Here is a 23055-nt window from a genome sequence, read left to right as displayed (position 1 = left end):
ATAATAAATTAGAGTAGCTAGGATGTATGTCCAGTATCCCTATGCTAGAGTTTTCTGGACTCTCTGCGCTACATTTCTATTTTGACTTTTTTAACAGCAGCGCTATGCAAGCAGTTACCCCCGAATCTCATTCAATGGATTCTCCTAAACAAGGGTTACCAGTCACAATTATTACTGGATTTCTCGGTAGCGGAAAAACTACTTTACTCAATCACATCCTCAGCAATCAGCAAGGTTTAAAAACTGCTGTTTTAGTAAATGAATTTGGTGAAATTGGCATCGATAACGAGCTAATTATCTCCACAGATGAGAATATGGTGGAGCTAAATAATGGTTGTATTTGCTGCACCATTAATAATGATCTGGTTGATGCCGTTTACAAAGTTTTGGAACGTCAAGAAAATCTCGATTATCTGGTAGTTGAAACCACCGGACTCGCCGATCCACTACCAGTTGCCTTGACATTTTTGGGTACAGAATTGCGCGATCTAACCCGTCTAGATTCGATTATTACCGTTGTAGATGCGGCAAATTACAGCTTGGATTTATTTAATTCTCAAGCAGCTTACAGTCAAATAGCTTATGGTGATGTAATTCTTTTAAATAAGACAGATTTGGTTTCGCCAGAAGAATTGCAAGCACTAGAAGCCAAAATCCGGGAAATCAAAGAAGGAGCGAGAATTATCCACACCAAGCGATCGCAAGTGCCGCTTCCTTTAATTCTCAGTGTTGGTTTGTTTGAGTCAGACAAGTATTTTGATGCTGATGAAGCTCATGAGCACGAGCATCAACATCATGATCATCATCACGATCACGACCATTCAGAATGTGGTCACGATCATCATCATAACCACGAGCATCACCATCATCACCATCATTCCCATCATTTGGAAAATGATGGCTTTACCTCATTATCTTTTGAAAGTGACCAACCTTTGGCAATCAGGAAGTTTCAATATTTCTTAGATAATCAGCTTCCTGATACTGTCTTTAGAGCAAAAGGAATTATGTGGTTTGAAGAGAGTCCCAAACGCCATATTTTCCACCTATGTGGTAAGCGCTTTACTCTCGATGATGAGGAGTGGAAAGGCGAGAAAAAAAATCAATTGGTGTTAATTGGTCAAAATCTAGATCACGAGCAGTTACGAGAACAACTAGAAAACTGCGTATGTTTACCTTCTACATCTCGTGGCAAAGGCTTTGGGAAGTAGGGACTAGGGACGCTTGAAGAGGACAACAGGCAGGAGAGACAAGGGAGCCAGCGCGCCCTTAGAGGTTTCTTCCGTTGTCGCGACTGGCGTGGACATGGGGAAATCTTTCTCCTTTGTGTGTCACCGTGTCCTCTTCTTCCCAGTACCCAATCACCAGTACCCAGTCACCGATCCCCCGATCACGCCAGTCCGCTCAACGGGGCTTCCCCCCGTTGAGCGGCTGGCTCCCTAATCCCTAATCCCTAGTTATGCGCGTTATCATCCAACGAGTCAAATCATCTCAAGTTATCGTTGACGGTGAAATTGTCGGCAAAATTGGACGAGGATTAAATTTACTTGTTGGTATTGCCGAAACTGATACTGATGCCGAGCTTGACTGGATGGTACGTAAATGCTTGGAGTTGCGGCTATTTCCTGATCGCGAAGGTGGGGAGCGCTGGCAAAAATCTGTACAAGAAATTGACGGCGAGTTATTGGTAATAAGTCAGTTTACTCTTTACGGTGATTGTCGCAAAGGGCGCCGTCCTTCTTTCGACCGTTCAGCAGTTCCCCAAACAGCTGAAGATTTATATAACAGTTTTGTTACTAAGTTACGCGAAAGTGGTTTAAGGGTAGAAACTGGTAAATTTGGAGCTATGATGCAAGTGTCTATTGAAAACGATGGCCCTGTAACTTTGTTACTAGAAAAAGAAGCTAATTAGTTATTTTTACGTAGACAAAGATTTCAGCCGCATCAAGACTGCTTAATACTACTTAGTACTAAATAATGAGAGAATATTAGTTTAACCATCACAAAACTTTAAATTCACTCATCATGGCAACAATTCAGTTTTCTAAAGGTGTCAACGAGGAAGTAATTCCAGAAGTACGTTTAACGCGATCGCGAACTGGTAACAGTGGTACAGCGACGTTCATTTTTCAAAATCCTAAAGCATTAAGCAACGGCAGCACCGATGAAATCACAGGTATGTATTTGATTGATGAAGAGGGCGAACTAGTTACCCGCGAAGTTAAAGGTAGATTTATCAACGGTAAGCCAGAAGCATTAGAAGCCGTTTATGTAATGAAATCTCCAGAAGAATGGGAGCGCTTTATGCGATTTATGCAGCGATATGCAGAAGAAAATGGCTTGGGATTTAATAAAACTTAATAAACTGCTATCACTGTTTAAGATGACAGTGGGGAGTAGGGGGAGAAATCTCTCCCTATATTTCTATATTTTTATCCCCATATTTAAAAGATTATGATGTACCAGCCACACCCTGAGCAATCAAGAATCACAGTCATTTGTGCTGTTGTTACCGTCAGTGATACACGCTCCAAAGAAAATGATAAAAGTGGTCAGTTAATTCAGCAATTACTCAGTGATGCTAGCCACACGATAGGAGCTTACACGATTATCAAAGACGAACCAGTTCAGATTCAGGAGCAGTTAGAGGTGCTGGGTAAAAATTCTAATTTGGATGCTGTAATTTTCAATGGCGGTACGGGCATTGCACCTAGAGACACTACCTACGATGCCATAGAAAAATTACTTGAAAAAACTTTGCCTGGATTTGGGGAATTATTTCGCTTTTTAAGCTATCAAGAAATTGGTTCGCGGGCGATCGCATCTCGTGCTGTTGGCGGTATTTATCAAAGTAAATTAATATTTTCCCTTCCTGGTTCCAGCAATGCTGTACGACTGGCAATGGAAAAACTGATTTTGCCAGAACTCCCTCACTTGGTTGGGTTACTACGTTTGGAAGGCAGAAGGCAGTAGGCAGAGAGAAGTTTGTAGGCGCGGAGCGACTTCCCGCAAGGGTGCGGTGAGCAGCGCCTTGGGCGGGTTCCCCGACTTGTGGCGACTGCGTACACGCGAAGCGGGTTCTCGTTAGAGTACCCGGAGGGAGGTTTCCTCCGAAAGCGTTGCTCCTCTACAAGGAGGCTCAAAGCTTCAAAGAGGCAGAAGGAACATAATAGATAAATCCAGGAGTTTCAAACAAGAACACCTTTTGTCTGGCACTATGGATATCAAAAAAACCTTTTACCTTCTTCATTAAGAAATTCAGGGGCTTGAGATTTTGTGGCAGAAGAATCGTTACGTTAATCGAGTTTCCAGACTTGTAGATGTCTGTTACTCGGATTTGTGCAGGGTAGTATTATGGCATTGCAATTTGTATTGATCTCCTTCTGCCTTCTGCCTCTGGGCAATCGCACTCGACGCGCTTAACCCGCAAGGGTGCGCTGCTCTCTGCCCTCTGCCTTTATTTAATTAATCCTTCTTCATCCAACTAAACATAGCTCGTAAATCTTTACCAATCTCCTCGATGGAGTGTTCAGCTTCTTTACGACGCATAGCAGTAAATCCAGGTTTACCAGCTTGGTTTTCTAGGACAAATTCCCGTGCAAATTGCCCAGTTTGAATTTCTTGCAGAATCTTCTTCATTTCTGCTTTCGTTTGCTCATTCACAACTCTGGGGCCACGGGTATAATCACCGTATTCCGCAGTATTGGAAATACTATCACGCATTTTGGCAAGTCCACCTTCCACAATTAAGTCAACAATCAATTTGACTTCGTGAAGACATTCAAAATAAGCCAACTCTGGCTGATACCCGGCTTCAACTAAAGTCTCAAATCCGGCTTTAATTAAAGCACTCAAACCACCGCACAACACAGCTTGTTCGCCGAACAAGTCGGTTTCAGTCTCTTCACGGAAGGTAGTTTCCAGAACGCCTGCACGAGTACCACCGATACCTTTAGCATATGCCATAGCGCGATCGCGCGCTTGCCCAGAAGCATTTTGATATACAGCAAATAGACAAGGTACTCCTTGTCCTTGTTCGTAAGTCCGCCGTACTAAATGTCCCGGCCCTTTGGGTGCTACCATGATCACGTCAACGAAAGGAGGTGGCACGACTTGCCCGAAATGAATATTGAACCCGTGAGCAAAAGCTAACACATTTCCTTCTTCTAAATAAGGCTCAATTTCATTTTTATAAACAGCTTTTTGTACCTCATCAGGTAACAAAATCATAATTAAGTCGGCTGCTTTAGCTGCATCTGCCACACTTTTTACAGTTAAGCCTGCTGCCTCAGCCTTAGTCGCTGACTTACTACCCGGATATAATCCGACAATCACGTTCACACCGCTATCCTTAAGATTAAGGGCGTGGGCATGACCTTGGGAACCATAACCGATGATGGCAACTGTTTTTCCGGCTAAAAGGTCTAAATTTGCATCTGTGTCGTAATACATCCGAGCCATAAGTGCGTCTCCCGTCAGCAAGCATCCTGTTTAATCGCAGACTTGTTATTTTACCGGATCATGATGCCGTTTCTCGATCAATTATTTGCACTTGATCATGAGATAATTTTACTTCAAAAGCGTGAACCGAATCTTCTATGCTGGAAATCTTGCTAGCACCAGGAATAGGCAAGATACATGGTGATTTGGAACGCAACCACGCCAGCACAATACAATAAACCGATACACTTTTTTCCTTAGCTAACTTTGCGATCGCAGGAATATCTTGCAAGTTTTCGTGGCGGCGACTACCACCAAAGGGACTCCAAGGCAAAAAGGTCAAACCTTCTTTTTCACAGTACTCTAAGACACCATCAAATTCCGGCTGACGATGCCAAGGATTGTATTGATTTTGCACCGAGACAATGTCAACTATAGCTCGCGCCTGTTGAATTTGTTCTACAGAAAAGTTAGAAACTCCCACAAATTTAATCATTCCAGCAGCTACTGCTTCTTTAGCTGGTGCTAGAGATTCCTCAATTGTGTAGTCGGAATCGGGTGCGTGGTACTGCCAAACATCAATTGGTTTATTTCCACCCAAAGCCTCAAAACTGACGCGAATAGTTTCCCGTAAGTGTTTTGGATTTCCATTGCGTGTCCAGCTGCCTTGCGGGCGCATCAAACCGCCCTTGGTTGCCACAATTACATCAGTTGCATCTCCATTGTAAGTTTGCAACGCTTTGTGAATCAGTCGCTCGTTATGGTGCTTATCAGATTCGTCTTTGCAATAGGAATCAGCAGTGTCAATGAAAGTGATCCCCAAATCCAAAGCACGGTGAATAACATTGATAGAATCGGTTTCTGAAGGACGTCTACTTAGTGACATTGGCATTCCTCCCAAACCAATACCGCTAACATAGACATCCGTGTTTCCTAGTTGTTTTTTTTCCATGTTTCTAGCTTGTGTTTTCAGCAGCATTAACTATTTACTAACTAGTCAGACTTTTGAGCAGAAACCATCCTTCATATGGTTGATTGTCTGCTCAAAATCAATATAAACAACTAGGAATTCACAAAAATCTATTTCTTTTTATACTTGTCTTGTTTAGCTCTAAAATGTACTTCTTTCAAAATTTTATGTTAAACCTTCGACTTCTTAAAGAAGTCGGAGATCTATGTTTTGATGTTGACTTAATTACCTCAAAATTTTCAGAAATAGACATATACGCTGCTGTAGTTCAAAGTCAAATAGCCAATTCTTCCCTGAAACTATACATTAAAAACATTATGAAGATGATTTTACAAAGCCGTTTAGGTAAAAGTACACTTCTATTTATAACTATTGCTAGTGCAATGTTATTTACCAATCCTAAAAAAGATACTTACGTAGATTATGCTGCCAAAAGACTTACCACTGAAATTCAAACGTCTATTTGTCGCACTCCGAAGCTAACACAGGGTTTATTCTGGGAAGAAGTTAGTAAAATTACAAGCAATAGCTGTAAATCTGGTTTAGCTACAGGACTGACTTTTCAAAGTAGCAGCATTAAAGAATTTATCGCCAATTCAACCGAGCAACAAAACTTTTTTGTTTTCAGTGCCTACACAACAAAAGTTTCTCAATATAACTTCAAAACCATAGGTGTATTCGGTAATTTCCTCACGTTTCAAAAATAGCTAAGTTTTGATCCGATTGAGTGGTGTTGTGAAATGCTAATTTTAGTAAATAGATGCACCTCTGACGCTCATTCTATAAAAACCTAAGGTTTGTACTAATTATGACGAAATGATAGCGCTGAGGAATGCCAAGATATGTAGCAGCAACGTATTTAAACTCTTATGCCTGAACTCCGCCAATCGATCGCACAGCACTACCACGAGCGCACTAAATACGATCCTCAAACGATTGCTTCAAAAAGTAAGAGGTTAGACTGGGCTAAACAGCCGGTACCATTCAAAGAGTACAAGATTGGCTCCACTTTTGACCTCAAACCTTATATAGAAGAAAAACAGGAAGATTTTACTAATAATCCTGAGGCTCATTGGTGGCAAAGATTGTCACGACTTTTATTTTGTAGTTATGGACTGACTGCCAAAATGCCTTCTATGGGAAGTGCGGTGTATCTTCGTGCAGCGCCTAGTGCTGGTGGTTTATATCCAGCAGAAGTATATGTAGTTTCTCGTGGTACTCAACTGTTACCGCCAGGTTTATATAACTACCAGTGCCGCACTCATTCTTTGATGCACTATTGGGAAAGTGATGTTTGGCAAGCTTTGCAAAAAGCTTGTTTTTGGCATCCTGCCTTGGAAAATACTCAATTGGCAATTATTGTTACAGCTGTTTTCTATCGTTCGGCATGGCGCTATGAAGATAGGGCGTATCGTCGCATTTTTCTGGATACAGGACATTTGTTAGGTAATATCGAATTAGCAAGTGCTGTTTGTGACTATCGCCCTCATTTAATCGGCGGTTTTGTGGATGAGGCAATAAACGAACTGCTTTATATTGATCGCCAACAGGAGGGAGCGATCGCTGTTGTTGCCCTGGCGGATTTATTGGATATCAAACAAAATTTGCCTACTTGGCGAACTGCCCTACCCTCGGCTACTGAAACTAATTATCCTGAAATTCCTGATGGTGAGTTGTTACAGTACTTTCATCAAGCCACTGAAATTCAAGCAGGTACAACTGGCAAATTGAACTTGCCGGAAGTAAAACAAGAAAAATCTTTAGAAGATAAATACAACTTTCCTTTTTGTCAAAAGATTTCTACTGCCACCACACCAATTAGTTGGGGCGAAAAGTTAGAAGATTTAGAAGTAACTATTCTCAAACGACGTTCTACTCGTGCTTACAATGGTGATTATTTAACTTTTGATGAATTAAAAGCCTTACTTGACTTTACTTACCAACCTCAACATTACATAGAGCAGAATTTAGATATTTCTCCAGATTATTTTGATTTAAATTTAATCGAAACATTTATCGCTGTTTCTGGAATAGAAGGATTAGAGGCAGGTTGTTACTATTACGCACCTAAAGCCCAAGAATTACGACAAATTCGCTTTAAAAACTTTCGCCAAGAATTACACTTTCTTTGCTTGGGACAAGATTTAGGAAGGGATGCAGCAGCAATTTTATTTCATACAGCAGATTTGAAAGCAGCTGTTGCCCAATATGGCGATCGCGTTTACCGTTACTTACACATGGATGCAGGGCATTTAGGACAAAGACTAAATTTAGCTGCCATTCGCCTTGGTTTAGGCGTTAGTGGTATTGGTGGCTTCTTTGACGATCAAGTCAATGAAGTTTTGGGTATTCCTGCTGACGAAGCAGTGCTGTATGTTACCACTTTAGGAAAACCCAGATAATTAATATCGGGAGCGTTTCAGTTTATAAAATGCTCGTAGGCTATAAGCCTGGGGCTATAAATACGAAGCCTGCCTACCCTTTGGGAACTGCTAGCCTATGGCAACGCCAAGGGCGAACGCAAAACGCAGACTATGAGTTTTTATAGCTTGCGGAGGCAGGCTTTGTTTGTGTAGCAATACCCTAGAAGGGTATTAATTAAAAAAGTGGAATGCTCCCATTAACATCCTGCCACACCCGTAGAGGGAATAGCTCAACACTTATCTTGCACCTCACTCCGAAAACGCCTAGAACTGAAGTTTTAGACTTATAGTTCAATTCAGTGAAAACTGACTGAAAACCTTACCCAGTCACTTTAGTAGACTTTAGCTAAAAGCCCTCAAAATTTATTTCTTGGCGGACAAGAGCGTGGATGCGGGATATTAGTCAAGGAATCTCGTGGCAAATGACTTAAAAGTCGAGCGATCGCACTCGACTCATACCATTTTGGATTTTAGATTTTGGAAAATGGAATTGGAAATTATCTTCTGTATCTGGGTTGGGTAAATCCATCTGCCCTCAATCATTTTTTAAATTGGTATTAGAATACGTTCCTGTTGGCTAGTTCGTTGTTTATATTTGATATCAACAAATCTCTAAATAAAACAAATTCCTATCATCTAGCTAGATGATAGGAATTTAATTTAATTTTTATTTGGTGGCGGGAGATGGATTTGAACCATCGACCTTCGGGTTATGAGCCCGACGAGCTACCAGGCTGCTCTATCCCGCGTCGTCTTCTCTAGTATAACTAGAAGTCAGAAATTTAGCAACTACAAAATCGATAATTCTCCAATTACTTCTAAACGTTTGTATCTACCCAAGCTCATAAAGTTTTCTGATAAGGCTTCGGCAACAGACGGACTAATCCAGCCCATTTGTTGGAGCAAATGAATGGCAGCTGCATACTTTGCCCGTTTTGCTCCATCTATAACTTTAATTGCCAATCCCATTCCTTCACCGAGTCTGCCTATGCACTGCACTCCTTCCGCGCCAGCTTTACTTACCACTTCTCCCGGAGCTAAACGCATTAGTTCTGTGTCAAATTCTCCGTCTCCCGCTATCAGCGTGGGGTGATGAGTCATAGCACGGACAATACGCTCCATATCCAAACTACTGCTAGCAGCTAGTTGAGCATATAACGACGCCATTTGCCCAAGCTGCATGAGATAGGTGGGTGCGCCGCAATCATCGTGAACGCTGATAAATTCCTCGGCTGGCATTTTCAGCACTTCTGCTACTTTAGCGATAATCAGTTGCTGTACGGGGTGTTTACGCTGCAAGTAGTTATTTAAAGACCAATTGCACTGCTGACAAACAGCTAGCATTCCTGCGTGTTTACCAGAGCAATTGTATTCTAGAGGACTGCGTTTGCCTTCAGGAATCGGACATTGCAGTGCCGAAGGGTCAATATCAGCTCGCCAAAGGATATTAAATGCCTGTCGTACTTGCTGTATTGTTCCTTTATGGGAACTGGTGATAATTGCTAAGTCGCGATCGCTAAGGTCGTAACGTTCCAGGGTGCCTGTGCTGGTAACAGCAAGTGCCTGAAACGGTTTGAGTGCGGAACGGACAAATGTTGCAGTTTCAGCATTTCCGGCAACAGAAAGCACTCGTCCTCGGTCGTCGCATACAACAGCTTGGACTATGTGCTTTGATTCAATTATGCCTTCACGCAGCAACCTAACTTCCAATACGGCGGCTTGAGTTCGTTTTCCCATTGTCATGGGTGATTATCTATTGCTATTTTGTCTTGATGTGATTAGTCATTTGTCATGTGTTAGTTATTAGTTACTAACCATTAACCAATGACTTATGAGAATTTAAACTAATTGCCAAACTATCGTACCAGCAACGAACAACACAGCCAAGCTAGCAAAGCTAATTTGTAACCGTTGGATAATAGGTTTAATTTGGTAGGTAACAATTAAGCGATCGCGGGTTAGCAGTTCCTGTGGTTTTGTCCAAGTTTGGCCGTCATACCAACCAGATTCTTCATAGAATATGATTGGACTAGCTAGGCGATGTTGTATGTAAGACCAACCTAAGTATAATCGCAGCAGTGTAAGTATGACACCTAAACTTGCTCCGGCAGCACCACAGAGGAGAAAATGGGCAATTTGTTTATGTGGGGGAAAGCTGACTGCTGCTACTGCTGCGGCAATTGGCCAAGACAAACCCCAAATACAAGTTAATTTCGTGATATACTCGCGCCAATCTAGCGTGCAATCACGAAATAGCCAAGATGTTTTTAGCTCTTCGTACTCATTTAGCGGTTGTTGTTCGGAGGGAACAGGGCAATTTGAAACCGAGGACTTAATCATGTTTGTTTACCCCCACCATCATCAGATGTTGGAAACTCGATATGTTCTGCATGACCCCAGAAGGCTTCTAAATTATAAAACTCTCGCTCCTTGGGCATCATAATATGAACAATCACATCACCGTAGTCTTGCAAAATCCAATTTCCCTCGGTTTTACCTTCTACCCGTAGAGGACGCCTTTGCCAATCTTGTTGTACTTTGTCTTCTATCGCATCGGCGATCGCCCTCACTTGTACTCTTGAATAACCTGTCATCACCACAAAGTAATCAGCCAGATAAGATACATCTGCTACTCTCAGTAACAAAATATCACCCGCTTTCCGGTCTGATGCTGCTTCGGCAACGGTTTCGGCTACATTTTGACTTGTTGCATTAATATCAATTTGCGGGTTTTTTACCGCTTCTTTTTTCACAGCGACTGATTGTAATGGGAAGTTTGCTTGGAAATAATCAGACATTAAACCTCAGCTGCTTTTTCTTTTTTGACAATTTTTTACAATTACTTGGTTGGCAAAAGACCATGGAATTGCAACTGTATAATAATTAGGTTTTTTTGAATACTAACAAAAAATACAGATGTCTATGCAGTTGGTTGAGCAATTGTATGTTTAGCTTTCGATTTTTGTAAAAACCAATTGCGAGTAGCGATCGCTCGTGGATGAATCAAGCGAGGACTTTCGAGCAAAAACTTGAATGTGTAATCACAAGTCAACCAAACAGCCCGCTCCAAATTTTCACGACAAATTTGTCTTAATACTTGTAATTCTGAGGTATTGCCACGCCCTGGCTCTAGAGTATCTGCTAAAGATACGATACAGCACAGAGGACTCATGCCTGGTCTACCTAAGGTGTGATTGGCGATCGCTTGTAATACTTCTTCATCTTCAACACCAAATGTATCTCTGGCAACAATGGCACTGACATCTGCATGCAAAAGATGAGGAGACGCTGCTACTACTTCATCTATTTCCAATCCCTCAACCTCTGCCATCTGCAAAAGTTTTTGTGGCTGAAAATATTTTGCTAGATCGTGCATTAGTCCAGCTGTCGCAGCTTTTTGTTGATTCAAATTGTAATGCTGTGCAAGCTCCACTGCCATTTGCTCAACCCTGAGAATGTGGTTAATCCGCGAAGCCGGAACATTCTCTGCTAACCAAGCTAAGACTTTTTGGCGCATAATAGCTGAACACCTGAATTCAGGATTGTGGCAACAAATGTTATTGAATAGATATTTCTATTCTAACGGAGTTGTCATCTGAAGTTTGTTTGCCCAAATCTAGCCTATTTTTGTAGCGAAGGCTTATATTCAACAATTATGCCTACTGTGTTTAGGTGTAGCTGATCAAGATGACAGTGGTCTTAGCTTGAGATAGGTTAGACTTCTTGCTTTGAGACTACTGTAGAATCCATAACTGGGTTATTTGCTGTCACTGTATAGAATAGAGACTCATAATGAGTTAAAGCTTGCTCAAATGCATATTGCTCTGTGGCATAATGACGACTGTTATAACCCAGAGTTTGAACTTTGTTCGGATGTTGGTATAAGTCCAAAATTGCCTGAGCAAGAGCCTCTGGATCTTCTGGGGGAACGATAATTCCACCGCCACTTTGTCTGATTGCTCTTGCAGCAGTTCCGTTTTCGGGTACAGATGCAATCAATGCTCGCCCACTAGCAAGTAGCACTTGAATTTTCGATGGCATATTGAAGGAGATCACATTTTTCTTTTGTACTACTAAGCCAATATCAGCAGCCGCTAGCATCTCTGGTAAACGTTCACGGGGTTGAAAAGGTAGTAACAAAACATTATCTGCACCACAGCTTTGACATTCTTGTTGCAATCTTTGCAAACAAGAAGCCTCTCCTACAATCACAAAAGCAATATCTGGAATATGCCGCAACATAGAAGCAGTTTTGACAACAGTTTCTAAACCTTGGGTGAGAGCTATATTACCTGAATATAAGACTACAAATTTGCCATTCAGGTTATGAGCAATACGAAAAGCATTATCTTCTTTTGGCAGGGGACGAATGAAATTTACATCAACCCAATTGGGAATTTGCAAAAGTTTATTAACTTCGACATTTTTAGCAAGCAAATTTTCTATAAAACCATCACTAATAACACTTATTTTGGTGGCAGTGCGGTAAGCAAATTTTTCTAAAGCTGTAAAAACTTTAATCAGCAATTTGTTTTTAAGCAAACCGACGTGAATGGCAGCTTCTGGTAGTATATCTTGAAGGTTTAAAACGACAGGGCAACCATACAACCATCCCAATATAGTAGTTGGTATAGAAACCGGTAACGATGGAGAAGTGGTAAGAATAACATCAGGACGCCAACCGTTCAAAGCTGGTAGTAAACTGGTGAAAACAAAGCTAGCGTCTAGCAACATCCGATCTAAGAGGTTTGGTTGTGGACGAATCCAAACATAACTGCGTTGAATTTGAACACCATTTTTATACTCAGTAAAAAACAACTTCTTTCTATACCCTTCATAAATTTGACGCTCAGGATAGTTTGGCATTGCAGTAACTACGCGCACTTTATGTCCTCGCTTAACTAGTCCCTCTGCTAATTCAGTCATCAGAGGAGCAATGCCAATTGGTTCTGGATAGTAGTTGTATGAGTAAATTAAAATCTGCATATCAAAATTAGTCAGAATATGCTTGGTATTTGTTGAATCTCTTGCTTTATGAGCTTTGCGCTCTAAAACAACAGTTATACCTAAATTCTCTCTTTGAATTCTCTTGATGTCAGTAACTATTCATTAAACTTTCAGTAAATTTTTATACTTACAATTCAAGTATACTAAAATGTTTATTACTTTTAAATCACACTACAAAAAATAGTAGTTAAGTATTTATTCGTACGTAAAACTTCTATAAATATTACCTTTATATCAAGGTAATATTTCTATAGTCAGCGTTCCAATTCAGATAAGTACTCAGACAGAATTAATTACACACTCTTGTTTCTTTCCCAGGCTGGAGCCTGGAAAAGCATTGATTGAGGCTGTGCCTCTTATTCATGAGCCAAAGGCTCCAGTTTTCGTTACCATGCTCTGCATGGTAATGAGAAATTTTCTGTTAAAATTTCCCTTTTATTTTGCACTTTCTACCCCAATGACACTAACCCTAAAAAATATTTAGGAGTAGGGAAGTATGTGACTAAAATAAGCTCCCCTACTCCTAGCTTCTAGATTTGCAAATTTTAAGCTAGCTAAACAGCACCACTATTTTTGTGAAATAAAATGGCTACTGTTTTCAAAATAAGCTTTATATCGTACACCAAGCTCCAGTTTTTTTGATATTGCAAGTCTAGACGAATTACATCCTCAAATTTACGTATGCTAGAGCGTCCATTCACTTGCCATTCTCCAGTCATACCTGGTTTGACATCTAGCCGTTGCCACTCAGGTACTTCATAACGCTCTACTTCATCGGGTGTAGGTGGGCGAGTGCCGACTAAACTCATCTCTCCTTTAAGGACATTCCAAAATTGAGGAAGTTCATCCAAACTGGTACGTCGCAAAAAGGCTCCGACTTTGGTAACTCTGGGATCTTTATCAATTTTGAAAAAAGCCCCTTGTACTTGGTTGTGTTTTTCCAGTTCAGCTTTCCTAGCTTCTGCATCAACATACATTGATCGGAATTTCCAAATCCGAAAGCGCTTGCCCATCCAACCACAACGAGTTTGACTAAATAATATCGGGCCGGGATCGTCAAGTGTAATAGCAACTGCAATAGGAATAAATAAAACTCCTGTAATGACTAACCCTATGAATGCCCCAACAATGTCTATTATCCGTTTCGTCCAAGAACGTACGGAGGGATGTGTTGTTGGTAGCTGCTCCTCCAATAGTCGGTTGGAGGGCGTTTCGGTGTTACTACCAGATTCAATGTGAAAAACCTCCTCCAATCCTGTAAGGTTGAGTACTGCCATCACCTGAGGAGTAACATTCCGTAAGATCAGATCGATCCCTTTTTCCTGGGCTATTTTGTAATTGCTCACTAAAGCACCCAAACCACTACTATCCATGAAAGTAGTTTGCTGAAAGTCGATAATAATTCTTTTAAGAACTGGATTTGCTTGGATTAAATCTTGACAGGTTTGCTTAAATGCCACAGCTTCAAGCATGCTCAATCGGTTTGAGACCTGCACTACTGCCATATCATTTAATGACATTACCGGATCATCTACCTCTGTGGTTTGGCTATTCATGAAATCCTGTACTTTCATTGCCGTGTCAATATAATCGACCCAAAATTATTTTGTCTTAGCGAATCATCTAACCCGATGTTAGATCGGCTGGAACAATAACTAATTGCTAGTTATTGGAGTTTAGATTAGAGATTTTCAAGGATGGTTCACAATAGATTTATCCGGAAATTAAATTTTAACCTTTGATGTGTAAGGCTTCAAGGTTAATTCGCGGATATATCTAACAGAACAGGAAGTTAAATATCCTTACTATTTTGCCTAAATAGCGCATACGTACTGCTATCATCTGATGACTACTAAAACTTCTACTACACCTACAGCACGGCTGATTGAGATTTTTTCCGCAATCCAAGGGGAAGGGTTGAATGTTGGGACGCGTCAAATTTTTATTCGCTTTGCCCTTTGTGACTTGCGCTGTCATTTTTGTGATAGCGCCCATACCTGGAGTACACCGACAACTTGCAGGATTGAACGATCGCCTGGCTTGCGAGATTTTGAAATTTATTCTAATCCCGTTCCTTTAACCATACTAATTGAGTGGGTAAAGTGGCAAAATATACCTTCCCTACACGATAGTATTAGCTTAACAGGTGGCGAACCACTTCTTCATGCCCAATTTTTGGTGGAATTTTTACCGCAAGTACGTACAGTCACTGGTCTACCCATTTACTTGGAAACTGGCGGACATCGCCCAGAACTATTAGCAAAGGTTTTGCCTTATCTAGACTCTGTAGGTATGGATTTTAAGTTACCCAGTGTCAGTGGCGAAAGTCATTGGCAAGAACACGCAAAATTTCTCCAACTCTGTTACGAATCACAAGTAGAAGTTTTTGTCAAAATTATCATTTCTGACAAAACAAACACTGCTGATTTAGAAGATGCAGGTTTGTTAGTCGCAGAAGTTAGTCCACAAATCCCCATTTTTTTACAACCTGTCACTCCTTTAGTAGCATCTGAACAATTTACTCAAAACCCTATACTTGCACCTGCTCCAGAGCAAGTTTTAATGTGGCAGGCTTTGATGAAGCGGTTTGTCAAGGTTGTGCGTGTAGTGCCTCAGACGCATAAAATGTTGAACCAACTTTAAGTAAATCGGTATTGAACTTAAAAATATTTTTTGATTGGGCAGAAAATTGTGGATCTGTGTATATTTGCTTTGGCTCGCAAATAACTTATATTCCAGATTACTCCAGTCATTGGTGGGTATATGCAACTGAAATTGGCTCATATCTTTGAAGTCTGAGTTGAACTAGAAGCACCAAAAGCTGAGGTTTTTAAAGTTAACAGTCATTCTCTGTGGAAACTTGGTGGCTGATTATTCAAATCCACCTGTGATTCCAAAATGACAGCGTAACAGCTTAAGTAGCAATTGGAAGAAGAGGTAACAGCTTTGCAAAGTGGAAATTACTGATGACAGTAATTTTTGCAGGCAACGCAGTTGCTCTTCTGCCTTAATTCTCATAGGAGTTTTGTGAAGATAGGAGCAAGCACCAGACAATTTTGATTAAATTTCAATGTGAACATTGGCACTGAGCTTAATTAACCTTTTTTAATATATTCTTAATTGGCAAGCTAGATGTTGAAAAGATTAATGTTTTAAACGTGAGAGTTATGATGCAGACTATCTAATGGGCTGATTTTGGTGTGAGTGAGTGGTTTATAGCTGAGGCGATCGCAAACTAAGCCCATGTTAGCGTTAGAAATCTGTCTAAATTAACCATTTTCGTTGTCTGTGTGAGGTTGGGGAAATGGGAAGAAAGCTATATCTATTCCTCCCGTGTCTCCCTCGTTTTTTAATATTCACTGTTTTCCATAGCAGTTTTAGATTTTGCCTTTGCTTTGTTGGCACTGCGTTTGAGGGCAGAAAGCCGTGCTTCGTATCTAGAACGTTGGCGCTTACTGGGAGTTATATCAATTAAGGTTTTCAAGGCGCTTCCTAAACTTTTGTAGGCGTTAGGAAGACTGTAACCAAAACGAGTTGCTAAGGCGATCGCTTTTTCGTCTGCTTCTACTAATTCTCTTAACTGCTTTTCCCCGTTATTTTTTTGATAAAGTCGCCAACCAGAAACTCCGCACAGCGCTAAGGCAAGAAATAGCAGTAATACATCCTGTACCCACAATTCACCAACAGCACCACCCAAACCAATCGCTAAGGCTGCCATTTCCCAACCATCTTTGGGAATAGTATCATTTTGAATGCGAGCAACTTCGTGCCAGAACAGCAAATTACGCTGATCCATCGCTAGCGAATCCCATTTCACCAAGTCTATTTGAATTTCTACCTGGTCTTTACCTATTTCTTCAGAGCGGATCAGGGGTGGATTTACCTCTGTTGTACCTTCAACCATGACCCAGCTCTGCAATTCTGGCGGTAATAAGCCTTTTAACCGCCGGAGTTCACTCATTTCTGCTTTAGCAGAGGAGGTAGCATACGATGTCATATTTATCCAGCCCTAGTAAAACTTTCAGTATATCGAGGGTAACACTTTGGAGTATAGCTATTTCACTAAACATTTAAACTCATTCACTAGGAAAACTTCCTCGTTTTTTACGAGCTTCCATAGCCTTTTCTAGTAGTTCTAGCAATCCCGGAGCCTGCTCTTGGATACTTAGTAAGATTCTCTCACCTAGTTCTACGTTTCCCGGATCTTGACCTGTTTCCATCACGGCTTGCAAGCGAGGCAATGCCACATTATCAACTAACTGAACCAGCCCACTCAAACAACGATTGAATTGTTTCTCTGTAAGAGTCGAGTCTTCTAAAGGAAACTCTATGATGGCACGAATTTCGCCGTCGGAAGGGTCATATTCCCATTGCAGCATTTTGGTTTCCCAAGAAATTGCCAGCATTGTCTGAAGGATTGCTGCTTTGTGAGGATGATCTTGCACTCCTGCCAAGACTTGGGGCGCAAATAATCGAAAAAATTTTCCCTCCTCATCAAGCTGAACTACAATCAAAAAATCTTCTATACTTTCACTTTCTACACCTGTAATAATCCGGTCTTCTTCTTCATCCAAACGGTAGTCCCAACCGAGATTATCCAAGTAATGAGCAATCTGTTCCAGATTTGCAGCCATAAAGCCTCATCATAAAAAAACTGGAGCGGCTATTTCCAGACCTAGTTTAACCTGCTACGGGTACTTTATTAGGTTGATTTAGATACTTCTCCTTACCGAGCAATGTGCAATGGACTATTGCTGCTGTTGAAGCTAACTATAGGTTCAATACTTATTCTGTTAAGAATAATTCACAAAATCTGCTCTTTTGTAGTTAACTTTAATTTTAGATATTGCTTTTTTAAGAGCACATAAACTTATTAAATATAAAAATAACATAGTATATGAATCTATTCAAATACTTTTATTTATAAGTAAGTCAAAGTAAATAAACTAAAAACAAAGAACCCCGACTTTTTAGATAAGTCAGGGTTCTTATTGGACATATTTTAGGTTATGTTAATTAGTAATTTTTGAGTATCAATGATATTTATGGATAAAAAAACTTTAATTTTAGCGATCGCACCCTTAATTTTGAGCCTGACTGCTTGTACTCCAGAGGTAGCAAACACAGGAGATACAGGGGCAAAACAAGCTACTCAAAGCCGTTTGGATACGATTAAAAGTCGCGGACAGTTGATTTGTGGTGTTAGCGGTGAACTACCAGGATTTAGCTTTGTGGGAACTGATGGTAAATACTCTGGATTAGATGTAGATGTATGTCGTGCCATAGCATCTGCTTTATTTGATAACCCAGATGCAGTAGAGTACCGCAATCTTAATGCTAAAGAACGATTTACAGCCGTACAAACCGCAGAAGTAGATGTTCTCAGCCGTAACACTACATATACGCTCAGTCGGGATACCTCAGTGGGTTTGGAGTTTGCACCGATAATCTTTTATGATGGTCAAGGTATCATGGTTCGCAAAAGTAGCGGCAGCAAGACTTTAGCAGATCTCAAAGACAAAGCAATCTGCACTCAAACTGGTACTACCAACGAGCAGAACTTGGCAGATCAAATGCGAAAACGGGGCATACCTTACAAACCTCTTGTCTTTGAAGATGTGAATACAGCATATGCCACTTATGCCCAAGGACGTTGTGACGCTGTTACCTCTGATAAATCCCAATTAATTTCCCGGCGCAGTATTTTACCCAACCCAGAAGATAATGTAATTCTTGATGAAAATTTATCTAGCGAGCCATTTGCTCCAGCTGTCGCCGATGGAGACAGTAAGTGGGCTAATACTGTTAAATGGGTAGTTTATTCCCTAATTAAAGCCGAAGAATTGGGTATTAATTCTCAAAATGTTGCAAAGTTTGCTAATAGTAACGATCCAGAAATTCGACGTTTTTTAGGAACTGAAGGTAACCTTGGGCAAGGAATGGGTTTGCCAAATGACTTTGCTGTCAGAATTATTAAGCACGTAGGCAACTACGGTGAAATTTATGATCGCAATTTGGGAGCAAAGACAAAGCTAAATTTTCCTCGTGGTCAAAATCAACTCTGGACAAAGGGTGGACTTTTGTTTTCTCCTCCTTTTAGATAATCAGTTATAGCTCATGCATAATTTCAAATCTCCCTTGTGGCGCGATCGGCGTTACTGGCAAATTATTGTTCAATTAATAGCTGCATTTTTAGTAGCATTTGTCGTAGCTATACTGTGGATAAATCTCAATCGCAATTTGCAGCAATTGGGAATTAAATTTGGATTTGATTTTCTCAAGCAACAAGCTTCATTTGATATTAGTGAAACGCCCATTTCTTACAATCCATCTGATACTTATAGTCGCGCCTTATGGGTAGGCTTAATTAACTCTTTACGAGTGGCGATCGCAGGGATTATTTTCACTACGATTGTTGGTATATTCGCAGGAATATCACGGCTGTCTGACAATTGGTTATTACGAAATATTGCTGGAGTTTATGTAGAGATTTTTCGGAATACGCCTCTACTTTTACAATTATTATTTTGGTACTTTGCTGTTTTTCTAAGTTTACCTAAGATAGAAAACCAAATTTCTGTTTTGAATTTAGTTTCTATCAGTCAAAGTGGTGTGCAATTCCCGTGGTTTAGGCTCTCTTCAGAATTTTTTGCTTTGCTAATGGGATTAACTTTTTATACAGGTGCGTTTGTTGCTGAAATTGTTCGAGGCGGTATCCAATCTGTACCAAAGGGACAATGGGAAGCAGCCCGTTCCTTGGGTTTAAAGCCTGGTTTGGTGATGCGACTGGTGATTTTTCCTCAGGCTTTGCGGGTGATCGTGCCACCACTGACAAGTCAATATCTGAATTTAACTAAAAACTCTAGTTTGGCGATCGCGGTTGGTTATCCTGATGTATATTTTGTTGCTTCTACTACTTTTAACCAAACGGGGAGAGCGGTAGAAGCTATGTTGTTGATTATGCTTACTTATCTGACATTGAGTTTAACAATTTCTCTTGGAATGAACTTTTTTAATAGGATGGTGACGATAAAAGAAAGATAAGAATATGTAAAAGGGAACAGGGAACGGGGAATAGGGGAACAAGGAGACAAGGGGAGAACAACTAATGACAAATGACTATTGACCAATGACTAACTTTTAGAATATGAATTGGCTGCATAAAAATTTGTTTAATACTTGGTACAACAGCATATTAACTGTTGTTTGTTTGTTTTTACTGTTCTGGATAGGTTGGGGTGTTTTGAGTTGGGCAATTACTCAAGCACAATGGGAAGTAATTTGGGTAAATTTGCGTTTATTTTTTGTTGGTCGTTTCCCCTCAACATTATACTGGCGAGTTTGGATTGTGCTGACAATAGCTTCCATATTATTAGCTCTGACTTGGGGAGTTTTCTTTAGCAAACAAAGTGTGAATAGTCTGAGAATTAACCTTGCTGGTTTGATTCTCTGCGGAGTCTTGTTTTTTTTGCCTTTAGATTTAAATATCCGTCTTTGGTTACAGTTAATTGTTATTTTAATATTTACAGGCTTTTGGCTGGGGAGAAGATGGAGTAGTGCGATCGCGCCTTGGCTTTCACTTGCATGGTTGCTATCTTTCCCTGTGATATTTTGGTTAATTGGTGGTGGATTTGGTTTAAGACCAGTACCAACAAGTTTATGGAACGGTTTGCTGCTTACTCTTCTGATGGCAGCAGTTAGTATTGTGCTTTCCTTTCCTATTGGCGTGCTGCTAGCTTTAGGACGTACTAGCAACCTGCCTATAGTACGTTGGCTATGTATTTTGTACATTGAAATTATTCGGGGGCTGCCACTCATCGGGATTTTATTCTTTGCTCAGGTGATGTTTCCCTTATTTCTGCCAGGAGGAATTCGTTTGGATCGGGTTTTGCGTGCCATTGCTGGATTGGTTTTTTTTAGTGCTGCTTATATGGCAGAAAACGTGCGCGGCGGACTCCAGGCTATTCCTCGCGGACAAGTTGAAGCTGCCAAAGCCCTTGGATTCAATGCTTCCTTGGTTATGCTATTAATTGTCCTACCTCAAGCCTTGCGTGTTGCAATTCCGGCAATTGTTGGTCAATTTATCGGGTTATTTAAAGACACTTCACTTTTATCTTTGGTGGGATTAGTAGAACTTACAGGAATTGCCCGTTCTATTTTGGCACAGCCACAATTTCTTGGTCGTTATGCAGAAGTTTATCTATTTATTGGCTTAATTTACTGGCTATTTTGTTATGCTATGTCGCTGGCTGCTCGGCGATTAGAGAAGCAGTTAGTAAATGAAAAATAGAAAATTAGGAGTTAATTTTTGTGTCAGAACAAACACCAATAATTATTGCTGATAATGTTCACAAATGGTATGGTAAATTTCATGCTCTGCGAGGTGTAAGTCTAACAGTAAATCGTGGAGAAGTAGTAGTCTTGATGGGGCCTTCTGGTTCAGGTAAATCAACCTTCATCCGCACATTTAATGCTTTAGAAGATTACCAAAAAGGCAAAATTGAAATAGATGGCATTATCCTCAGCCATGATTTACGAAATATTGAAGCAATTCGCCGAGAAGTAGGAATGGTATTTCAACAATTCAATTTGTTTCCTCATTTAACGGTGATTCAAAATATTACTTTGGCACCAATTTGGGTGCGTCATTTACCGAAGGTAAAAGCCGAAGAATTGGCAATGCAATTACTAGAGCGAGTAGGCATTTTAGAACAGGCACATAAATACCCAGGACAGTTGTCTGGAGGACAGCAGCAGAGAGTAGCGATCGCTCGTGCTTTAGCTATGCAACCTAAAATTATGCTCTTTGATGAACCAACCTCTGCCTTAGATCCAGAAATGGTGCGAGAAGTTTTAGAGGTGATGCGAAGTCTTGCCCGTGATGGCATGACTATGGTAGTTGTTACCCACGAAGTTGGATTTGCTCGTGAAGTAGCTGATCGAGTAATTCTGATGGATAACGGCAATCTAGTGGAATCAGCTACTCCAGATAGCTTTTTTACTAACCCCCAAGAAGAACGTACCCGCCAATTTTTATCACAAATTCTTTAGCTAATTAGAAATTACACGTAGATTATAATACCTGCAATTCTAGTTAGATACTTTTCTATCTAAAAGGTGATGCAAAATTAACATAATCACTTTTTAAAATAAAATAATTTACTCAATATTTAATATGCCCGATTATTCCACCATTACAGCAGAAATAATTCAGCAAGCGAAAACTATAGAGGATGTTCTTCCAATCAAAAATGAAGCTTGCCGCTCAAAATTCTTTTTTCACCCTCATCCTACTCCAAAAGTTTGTTTATTTTTTCACGGATTTACTGCTGGCCCTTACCAATTTGAACCACTGGGAAAAGCTCTTTTTGAATCAGGTTACAATGTTTTGATTCCTTTACAGCCTGGTCATGGAATAGCGGGGAATTGGAATGGTGATAACCCTCCTCCTTTGCCTACAGAACAACAAGTATATCAAGAGTTTGCATCCTCCTGGCTGCAAATAGCACGAAATTTAGGAGAGCAGGTAATCATTGGTGGATTATCGACAGGTGGAAACTTAGCAGCTTGGTTAGCACTAGAAGATCCTCCAGAAATAGAGAAAGCCATACTGTTTGCTCCCTATGTGAGTGGTAATAATCCAATCGTTAATTTTCTCGTAGAAATACTTCCTTTTTATTACGAATGGTTGAATAAAGATAATCCTGGAAATTTTGGTTATCACGGTTTTCGTATTCCAGCACTGCGATTATTTTTAGATATGGGTCAAGAAGTACTGGAACGAGTAGAAAAAGAGAGCGCAGTACCAATGTTTGTCATTTCTAGTGAAAGTGACCCTACAATTGACCATAAAGAACTACGAGCTTTATTTTTAGCTTTAATCAAGCATCAGCATCAATCTTGGTATTTTAACTTCGAGAAAGTTTTTGACATTCCCCACACTATGATGACGAAAGCTGAAGGTAATAAATATCAAGACTTATTGATTACCATAGCTAAAGCTTATATTGAAAGTAATGTTACTTGGAATGAATTACTAAACATTGGTTATCAAATCTTGCAAGGAAAAACTTTTGAGTCTGCCGTATCACAATTTAATCTATGTAATAAAGTTTCTCCAGACATGGCAGTTTTACTAGCTGTTATGGAGAAGCAAATAATTATTGAGGCTAGCGAATAAAAAAGATACAAATAATAAAAAATAAAAGAACCCTG

22 protein-coding genes and 1 tRNA gene are annotated in these 23055 nt (G+C 40.2%); 12 read left to right on the top strand and 11 right to left on the bottom strand.

Going from position 1 to position 23055, the window contains the following annotated elements:
- Positions 1–104: 104 nt before the first annotated feature.
- The 4 genes from QUB80_RS00660 to QUB80_RS00645 all read left to right on the top strand — a co-directional run bounded on the left by QUB80_RS00660 (position 105) and on the right by QUB80_RS00645 (position 2973).
- Positions 105–1211 (top strand): CobW family GTP-binding protein, encoded by a 1107-nt coding sequence (locus QUB80_RS00660; RefSeq protein ID WP_289787573.1) that lies wholly within the window; start codon positions 105–107, stop codon positions 1209–1211.
- A 248-nt stretch (positions 1212–1459) separates the two neighbouring features.
- Positions 1460–1912, top strand: a complete 453-nt coding sequence (gene dtd / locus QUB80_RS00655) for a D-aminoacyl-tRNA deacylase (RefSeq protein ID WP_289787572.1) — start codon at positions 1460–1462, stop codon at positions 1910–1912.
- A gap of 113 nt (positions 1913–2025) precedes the next feature.
- Entirely contained in the window at positions 2026–2361 is a 336-nt protein-coding gene (gene psb28 / locus QUB80_RS00650; protein WP_289787571.1) for a photosystem II reaction center protein Psb28, read from the top strand.
- 93 nt (positions 2362–2454) lie between these two features.
- Positions 2455–2973, top strand: coding sequence for a MogA/MoaB family molybdenum cofactor biosynthesis protein (locus QUB80_RS00645; protein ID WP_289787570.1), 519 nt, complete (start codon positions 2455–2457; stop codon positions 2971–2973).
- A gap of 492 nt (positions 2974–3465) precedes the next feature.
- Here the strand turns inward: QUB80_RS00645 and ilvC are convergent, their stop codons facing one another.
- Positions 3466–4461, bottom strand: coding sequence for a ketol-acid reductoisomerase (ilvC, locus tag QUB80_RS00640; protein WP_289787569.1), 996 nt, complete (start codon positions 4459–4461; stop codon positions 3466–3468).
- Between the two features lie 58 nt (positions 4462–4519).
- Positions 4520–5392: an aldo/keto reductase gene (locus QUB80_RS00635; protein WP_289787568.1), complete on the bottom strand. Its 873-nt coding sequence runs from the start codon at positions 5390–5392 to the stop codon at positions 4520–4522.
- Between the two features lie 185 nt (positions 5393–5577).
- On the opposite strand from QUB80_RS00635, the gene QUB80_RS00630 reads away from it, so the two are divergent.
- Both QUB80_RS00630 and QUB80_RS00625 read left to right on the top strand, forming a co-directional pair.
- Positions 5578–6117 carry a DUF4359 domain-containing protein gene (locus tag QUB80_RS00630; RefSeq protein ID WP_289787567.1) on the top strand — a complete coding sequence of 180 codons (540 nt, stop codon included), beginning with the start codon at positions 5578–5580 and terminating at the stop codon, positions 6115–6117.
- A 162-nt stretch (positions 6118–6279) separates the two neighbouring features.
- Positions 6280–7812: a SagB/ThcOx family dehydrogenase gene (locus QUB80_RS00625; protein WP_289787566.1), complete on the top strand. Its 1533-nt coding sequence runs from the start codon at positions 6280–6282 to the stop codon at positions 7810–7812.
- Positions 7813–8505: 693 nt separating this feature from the next.
- Here QUB80_RS00625 and QUB80_RS00620 read toward each other — a convergent pair.
- From QUB80_RS00620 to QUB80_RS00590, 7 genes are all read right to left on the bottom strand, one after another.
- Positions 8506–8582, bottom strand: a tRNA-Met gene (locus tag QUB80_RS00620).
- A gap of 40 nt (positions 8583–8622) precedes the next feature.
- On the bottom strand, positions 8623–9576 hold the full coding sequence (locus tag QUB80_RS00615) for an asparaginase (protein ID WP_289787565.1): 954 nt from the start codon (positions 9574–9576) through the stop codon (positions 8623–8625).
- Between the two features lie 96 nt (positions 9577–9672).
- Positions 9673–10173, bottom strand: a complete 501-nt coding sequence (locus QUB80_RS00610) for a CGLD27 family protein (protein WP_289787564.1) — start codon at positions 10171–10173, stop codon at positions 9673–9675.
- The gene (rsfS, locus tag QUB80_RS00605; RefSeq protein ID WP_289787563.1) at positions 10170–10631 is read right to left on the bottom strand and encodes a ribosome silencing factor; all 462 of its coding nucleotides are present in this window, start codon (positions 10629–10631) and stop codon (positions 10170–10172) included. Before rsfS ends, QUB80_RS00610 begins: the two co-directional genes overlap by 4 nt.
- 122 nt (positions 10632–10753) lie before the next feature.
- The gene (yqeK, locus tag QUB80_RS00600) at positions 10754–11350 is read right to left on the bottom strand and encodes a bis(5'-nucleosyl)-tetraphosphatase (symmetrical) YqeK (protein WP_289787562.1); all 597 of its coding nucleotides are present in this window, start codon (positions 11348–11350) and stop codon (positions 10754–10756) included.
- A 197-nt stretch (positions 11351–11547) separates the two neighbouring features.
- Positions 11548–12819, bottom strand: coding sequence for a glycosyltransferase family 4 protein (locus QUB80_RS00595; protein ID WP_289787561.1), 1272 nt, complete (start codon positions 12817–12819; stop codon positions 11548–11550).
- 575 nt (positions 12820–13394) lie between these two features.
- On the bottom strand, positions 13395–14396 hold the full coding sequence (locus tag QUB80_RS00590) for an anti-sigma factor antagonist (protein WP_289787560.1): 1002 nt from the start codon (positions 14394–14396) through the stop codon (positions 13395–13397).
- 289 nt (positions 14397–14685) lie between these two features.
- On the opposite strand from QUB80_RS00590, the gene QUB80_RS00585 reads away from it, so the two are divergent.
- A complete protein-coding gene (locus tag QUB80_RS00585) occupies positions 14686–15483 on the top strand; it encodes a 7-carboxy-7-deazaguanine synthase QueE (protein ID WP_289787559.1) in 798 nt (265 codons plus the stop codon).
- A 706-nt stretch (positions 15484–16189) separates the two neighbouring features.
- Here the strand turns inward: QUB80_RS00585 and QUB80_RS00580 are convergent.
- Together QUB80_RS00580 and QUB80_RS00575 are read right to left on the bottom strand one after the other, a co-directional pair.
- On the bottom strand, positions 16190–16837 hold the full coding sequence (locus QUB80_RS00580) for a DUF3318 domain-containing protein (RefSeq protein ID WP_289787558.1): 648 nt from the start codon (positions 16835–16837) through the stop codon (positions 16190–16192).
- Positions 16838–16916: 79 nt separating this feature from the next.
- Positions 16917–17474 (bottom strand): type III secretion system chaperone family protein, encoded by a 558-nt coding sequence (locus QUB80_RS00575; protein ID WP_289787557.1) that lies wholly within the window; start codon positions 17472–17474, stop codon positions 16917–16919.
- A 411-nt stretch (positions 17475–17885) separates the two neighbouring features.
- Between QUB80_RS00575 and QUB80_RS00570 the strand changes: the two genes are divergently transcribed.
- The 5 genes from QUB80_RS00570 (at position 17886) to QUB80_RS00550 (ending at position 23020) form a co-directional block, all read left to right on the top strand.
- Complete coding sequence (locus QUB80_RS00570) at positions 17886–18944, top strand: amino acid ABC transporter substrate-binding protein (RefSeq protein ID WP_289787556.1); 1059 nt, start codon at positions 17886–17888, stop codon at positions 18942–18944.
- Between the two features lie 13 nt (positions 18945–18957).
- Positions 18958–19884, top strand: a complete 927-nt coding sequence (locus tag QUB80_RS00565) for an amino acid ABC transporter permease (RefSeq protein WP_289787555.1) — start codon at positions 18958–18960, stop codon at positions 19882–19884.
- Positions 19885–19987: 103 nt separating this feature from the next.
- On the top strand, positions 19988–21130 hold the full coding sequence (locus QUB80_RS00560; RefSeq protein ID WP_289787554.1) for an amino acid ABC transporter permease: 1143 nt from the start codon (positions 19988–19990) through the stop codon (positions 21128–21130).
- A gap of 20 nt (positions 21131–21150) precedes the next feature.
- Positions 21151–21891, top strand: a complete 741-nt coding sequence (locus tag QUB80_RS00555; RefSeq protein WP_289787553.1) for an amino acid ABC transporter ATP-binding protein — start codon at positions 21151–21153, stop codon at positions 21889–21891.
- Between the two features lie 124 nt (positions 21892–22015).
- A complete protein-coding gene (locus QUB80_RS00550) occupies positions 22016–23020 on the top strand; it encodes an alpha/beta hydrolase (protein ID WP_289787552.1) in 1005 nt (334 codons plus the stop codon).
- Positions 23021–23055: the final 35 nt, after the last annotated feature.

The sequence above is a fragment of the Chlorogloeopsis sp. ULAP01 genome (assembly GCF_030381805.1).
Lineage (GTDB): Bacteria > Cyanobacteriota > Cyanobacteriia > Cyanobacteriales > Nostocaceae > Chlorogloeopsis.
This window is presented reverse-complemented; position numbering and strand designations above follow the sequence as displayed.

Bases quoted from the DNA above. Each gene is read 5' to 3' on its own strand.
- psb28 (WP_289787571.1), top strand. From the start codon at position 2,026: ATGGCAACAATTCAGTTTTCTAAAGGTGTCAACGAGGAAGTAATTCCA.
- QUB80_RS00550 (WP_289787552.1), top strand. From the start codon at position 22,016: ATGCCCGATTATTCCACCATTACAGCAGAAATAATTCAGCAAGCGAAA.
- QUB80_RS00635 (WP_289787568.1), bottom strand. From the start codon at position 5,392: ATGGAAAAAAAACAACTAGGAAACACGGATGTCTATGTTAGCGGTATT.
- QUB80_RS00580 (WP_289787558.1), bottom strand. From the start codon at position 16,837: ATGACATCGTATGCTACCTCCTCTGCTAAAGCAGAAATGAGTGAACTC.
- QUB80_RS00590 (WP_289787560.1), bottom strand. From the start codon at position 14,396: ATGAATAGCCAAACCACAGAGGTAGATGATCCGGTAATGTCATTAAAT.
- QUB80_RS00610 (WP_289787564.1), bottom strand. From the start codon at position 10,173: ATGATTAAGTCCTCGGTTTCAAATTGCCCTGTTCCCTCCGAACAACAA.
- QUB80_RS00660 (WP_289787573.1), top strand. From the start codon at position 105: ATGCAAGCAGTTACCCCCGAATCTCATTCAATGGATTCTCCTAAACAA.
- dtd (WP_289787572.1), top strand. From the start codon at position 1,460: ATGCGCGTTATCATCCAACGAGTCAAATCATCTCAAGTTATCGTTGAC.
- QUB80_RS00645 (WP_289787570.1), top strand. From the start codon at position 2,455: ATGATGTACCAGCCACACCCTGAGCAATCAAGAATCACAGTCATTTGT.
- QUB80_RS00575 (WP_289787557.1), bottom strand. From the start codon at position 17,474: ATGGCTGCAAATCTGGAACAGATTGCTCATTACTTGGATAATCTCGGT.
- QUB80_RS00630 (WP_289787567.1), top strand. From the start codon at position 5,578: ATGTTAAACCTTCGACTTCTTAAAGAAGTCGGAGATCTATGTTTTGAT.
- QUB80_RS00585 (WP_289787559.1), top strand. From the start codon at position 14,686: ATGACTACTAAAACTTCTACTACACCTACAGCACGGCTGATTGAGATT.
- QUB80_RS00615 (WP_289787565.1), bottom strand. From the start codon at position 9,576: ATGACAATGGGAAAACGAACTCAAGCCGCCGTATTGGAAGTTAGGTTG.
- QUB80_RS00560 (WP_289787554.1), top strand. From the start codon at position 19,988: ATGAATTGGCTGCATAAAAATTTGTTTAATACTTGGTACAACAGCATA.
- yqeK (WP_289787562.1), bottom strand. From the start codon at position 11,350: ATGCGCCAAAAAGTCTTAGCTTGGTTAGCAGAGAATGTTCCGGCTTCG.
- ilvC (WP_289787569.1), bottom strand. From the start codon at position 4,461: ATGGCTCGGATGTATTACGACACAGATGCAAATTTAGACCTTTTAGCC.
- QUB80_RS00595 (WP_289787561.1), bottom strand. From the start codon at position 12,819: ATGCAGATTTTAATTTACTCATACAACTACTATCCAGAACCAATTGGC.
- QUB80_RS00570 (WP_289787556.1), top strand. From the start codon at position 17,886: ATGGATAAAAAAACTTTAATTTTAGCGATCGCACCCTTAATTTTGAGC.
- QUB80_RS00565 (WP_289787555.1), top strand. From the start codon at position 18,958: ATGCATAATTTCAAATCTCCCTTGTGGCGCGATCGGCGTTACTGGCAA.
- rsfS (WP_289787563.1), bottom strand. From the start codon at position 10,631: ATGTCTGATTATTTCCAAGCAAACTTCCCATTACAATCAGTCGCTGTG.
- QUB80_RS00625 (WP_289787566.1), top strand. From the start codon at position 6,280: ATGCCTGAACTCCGCCAATCGATCGCACAGCACTACCACGAGCGCACT.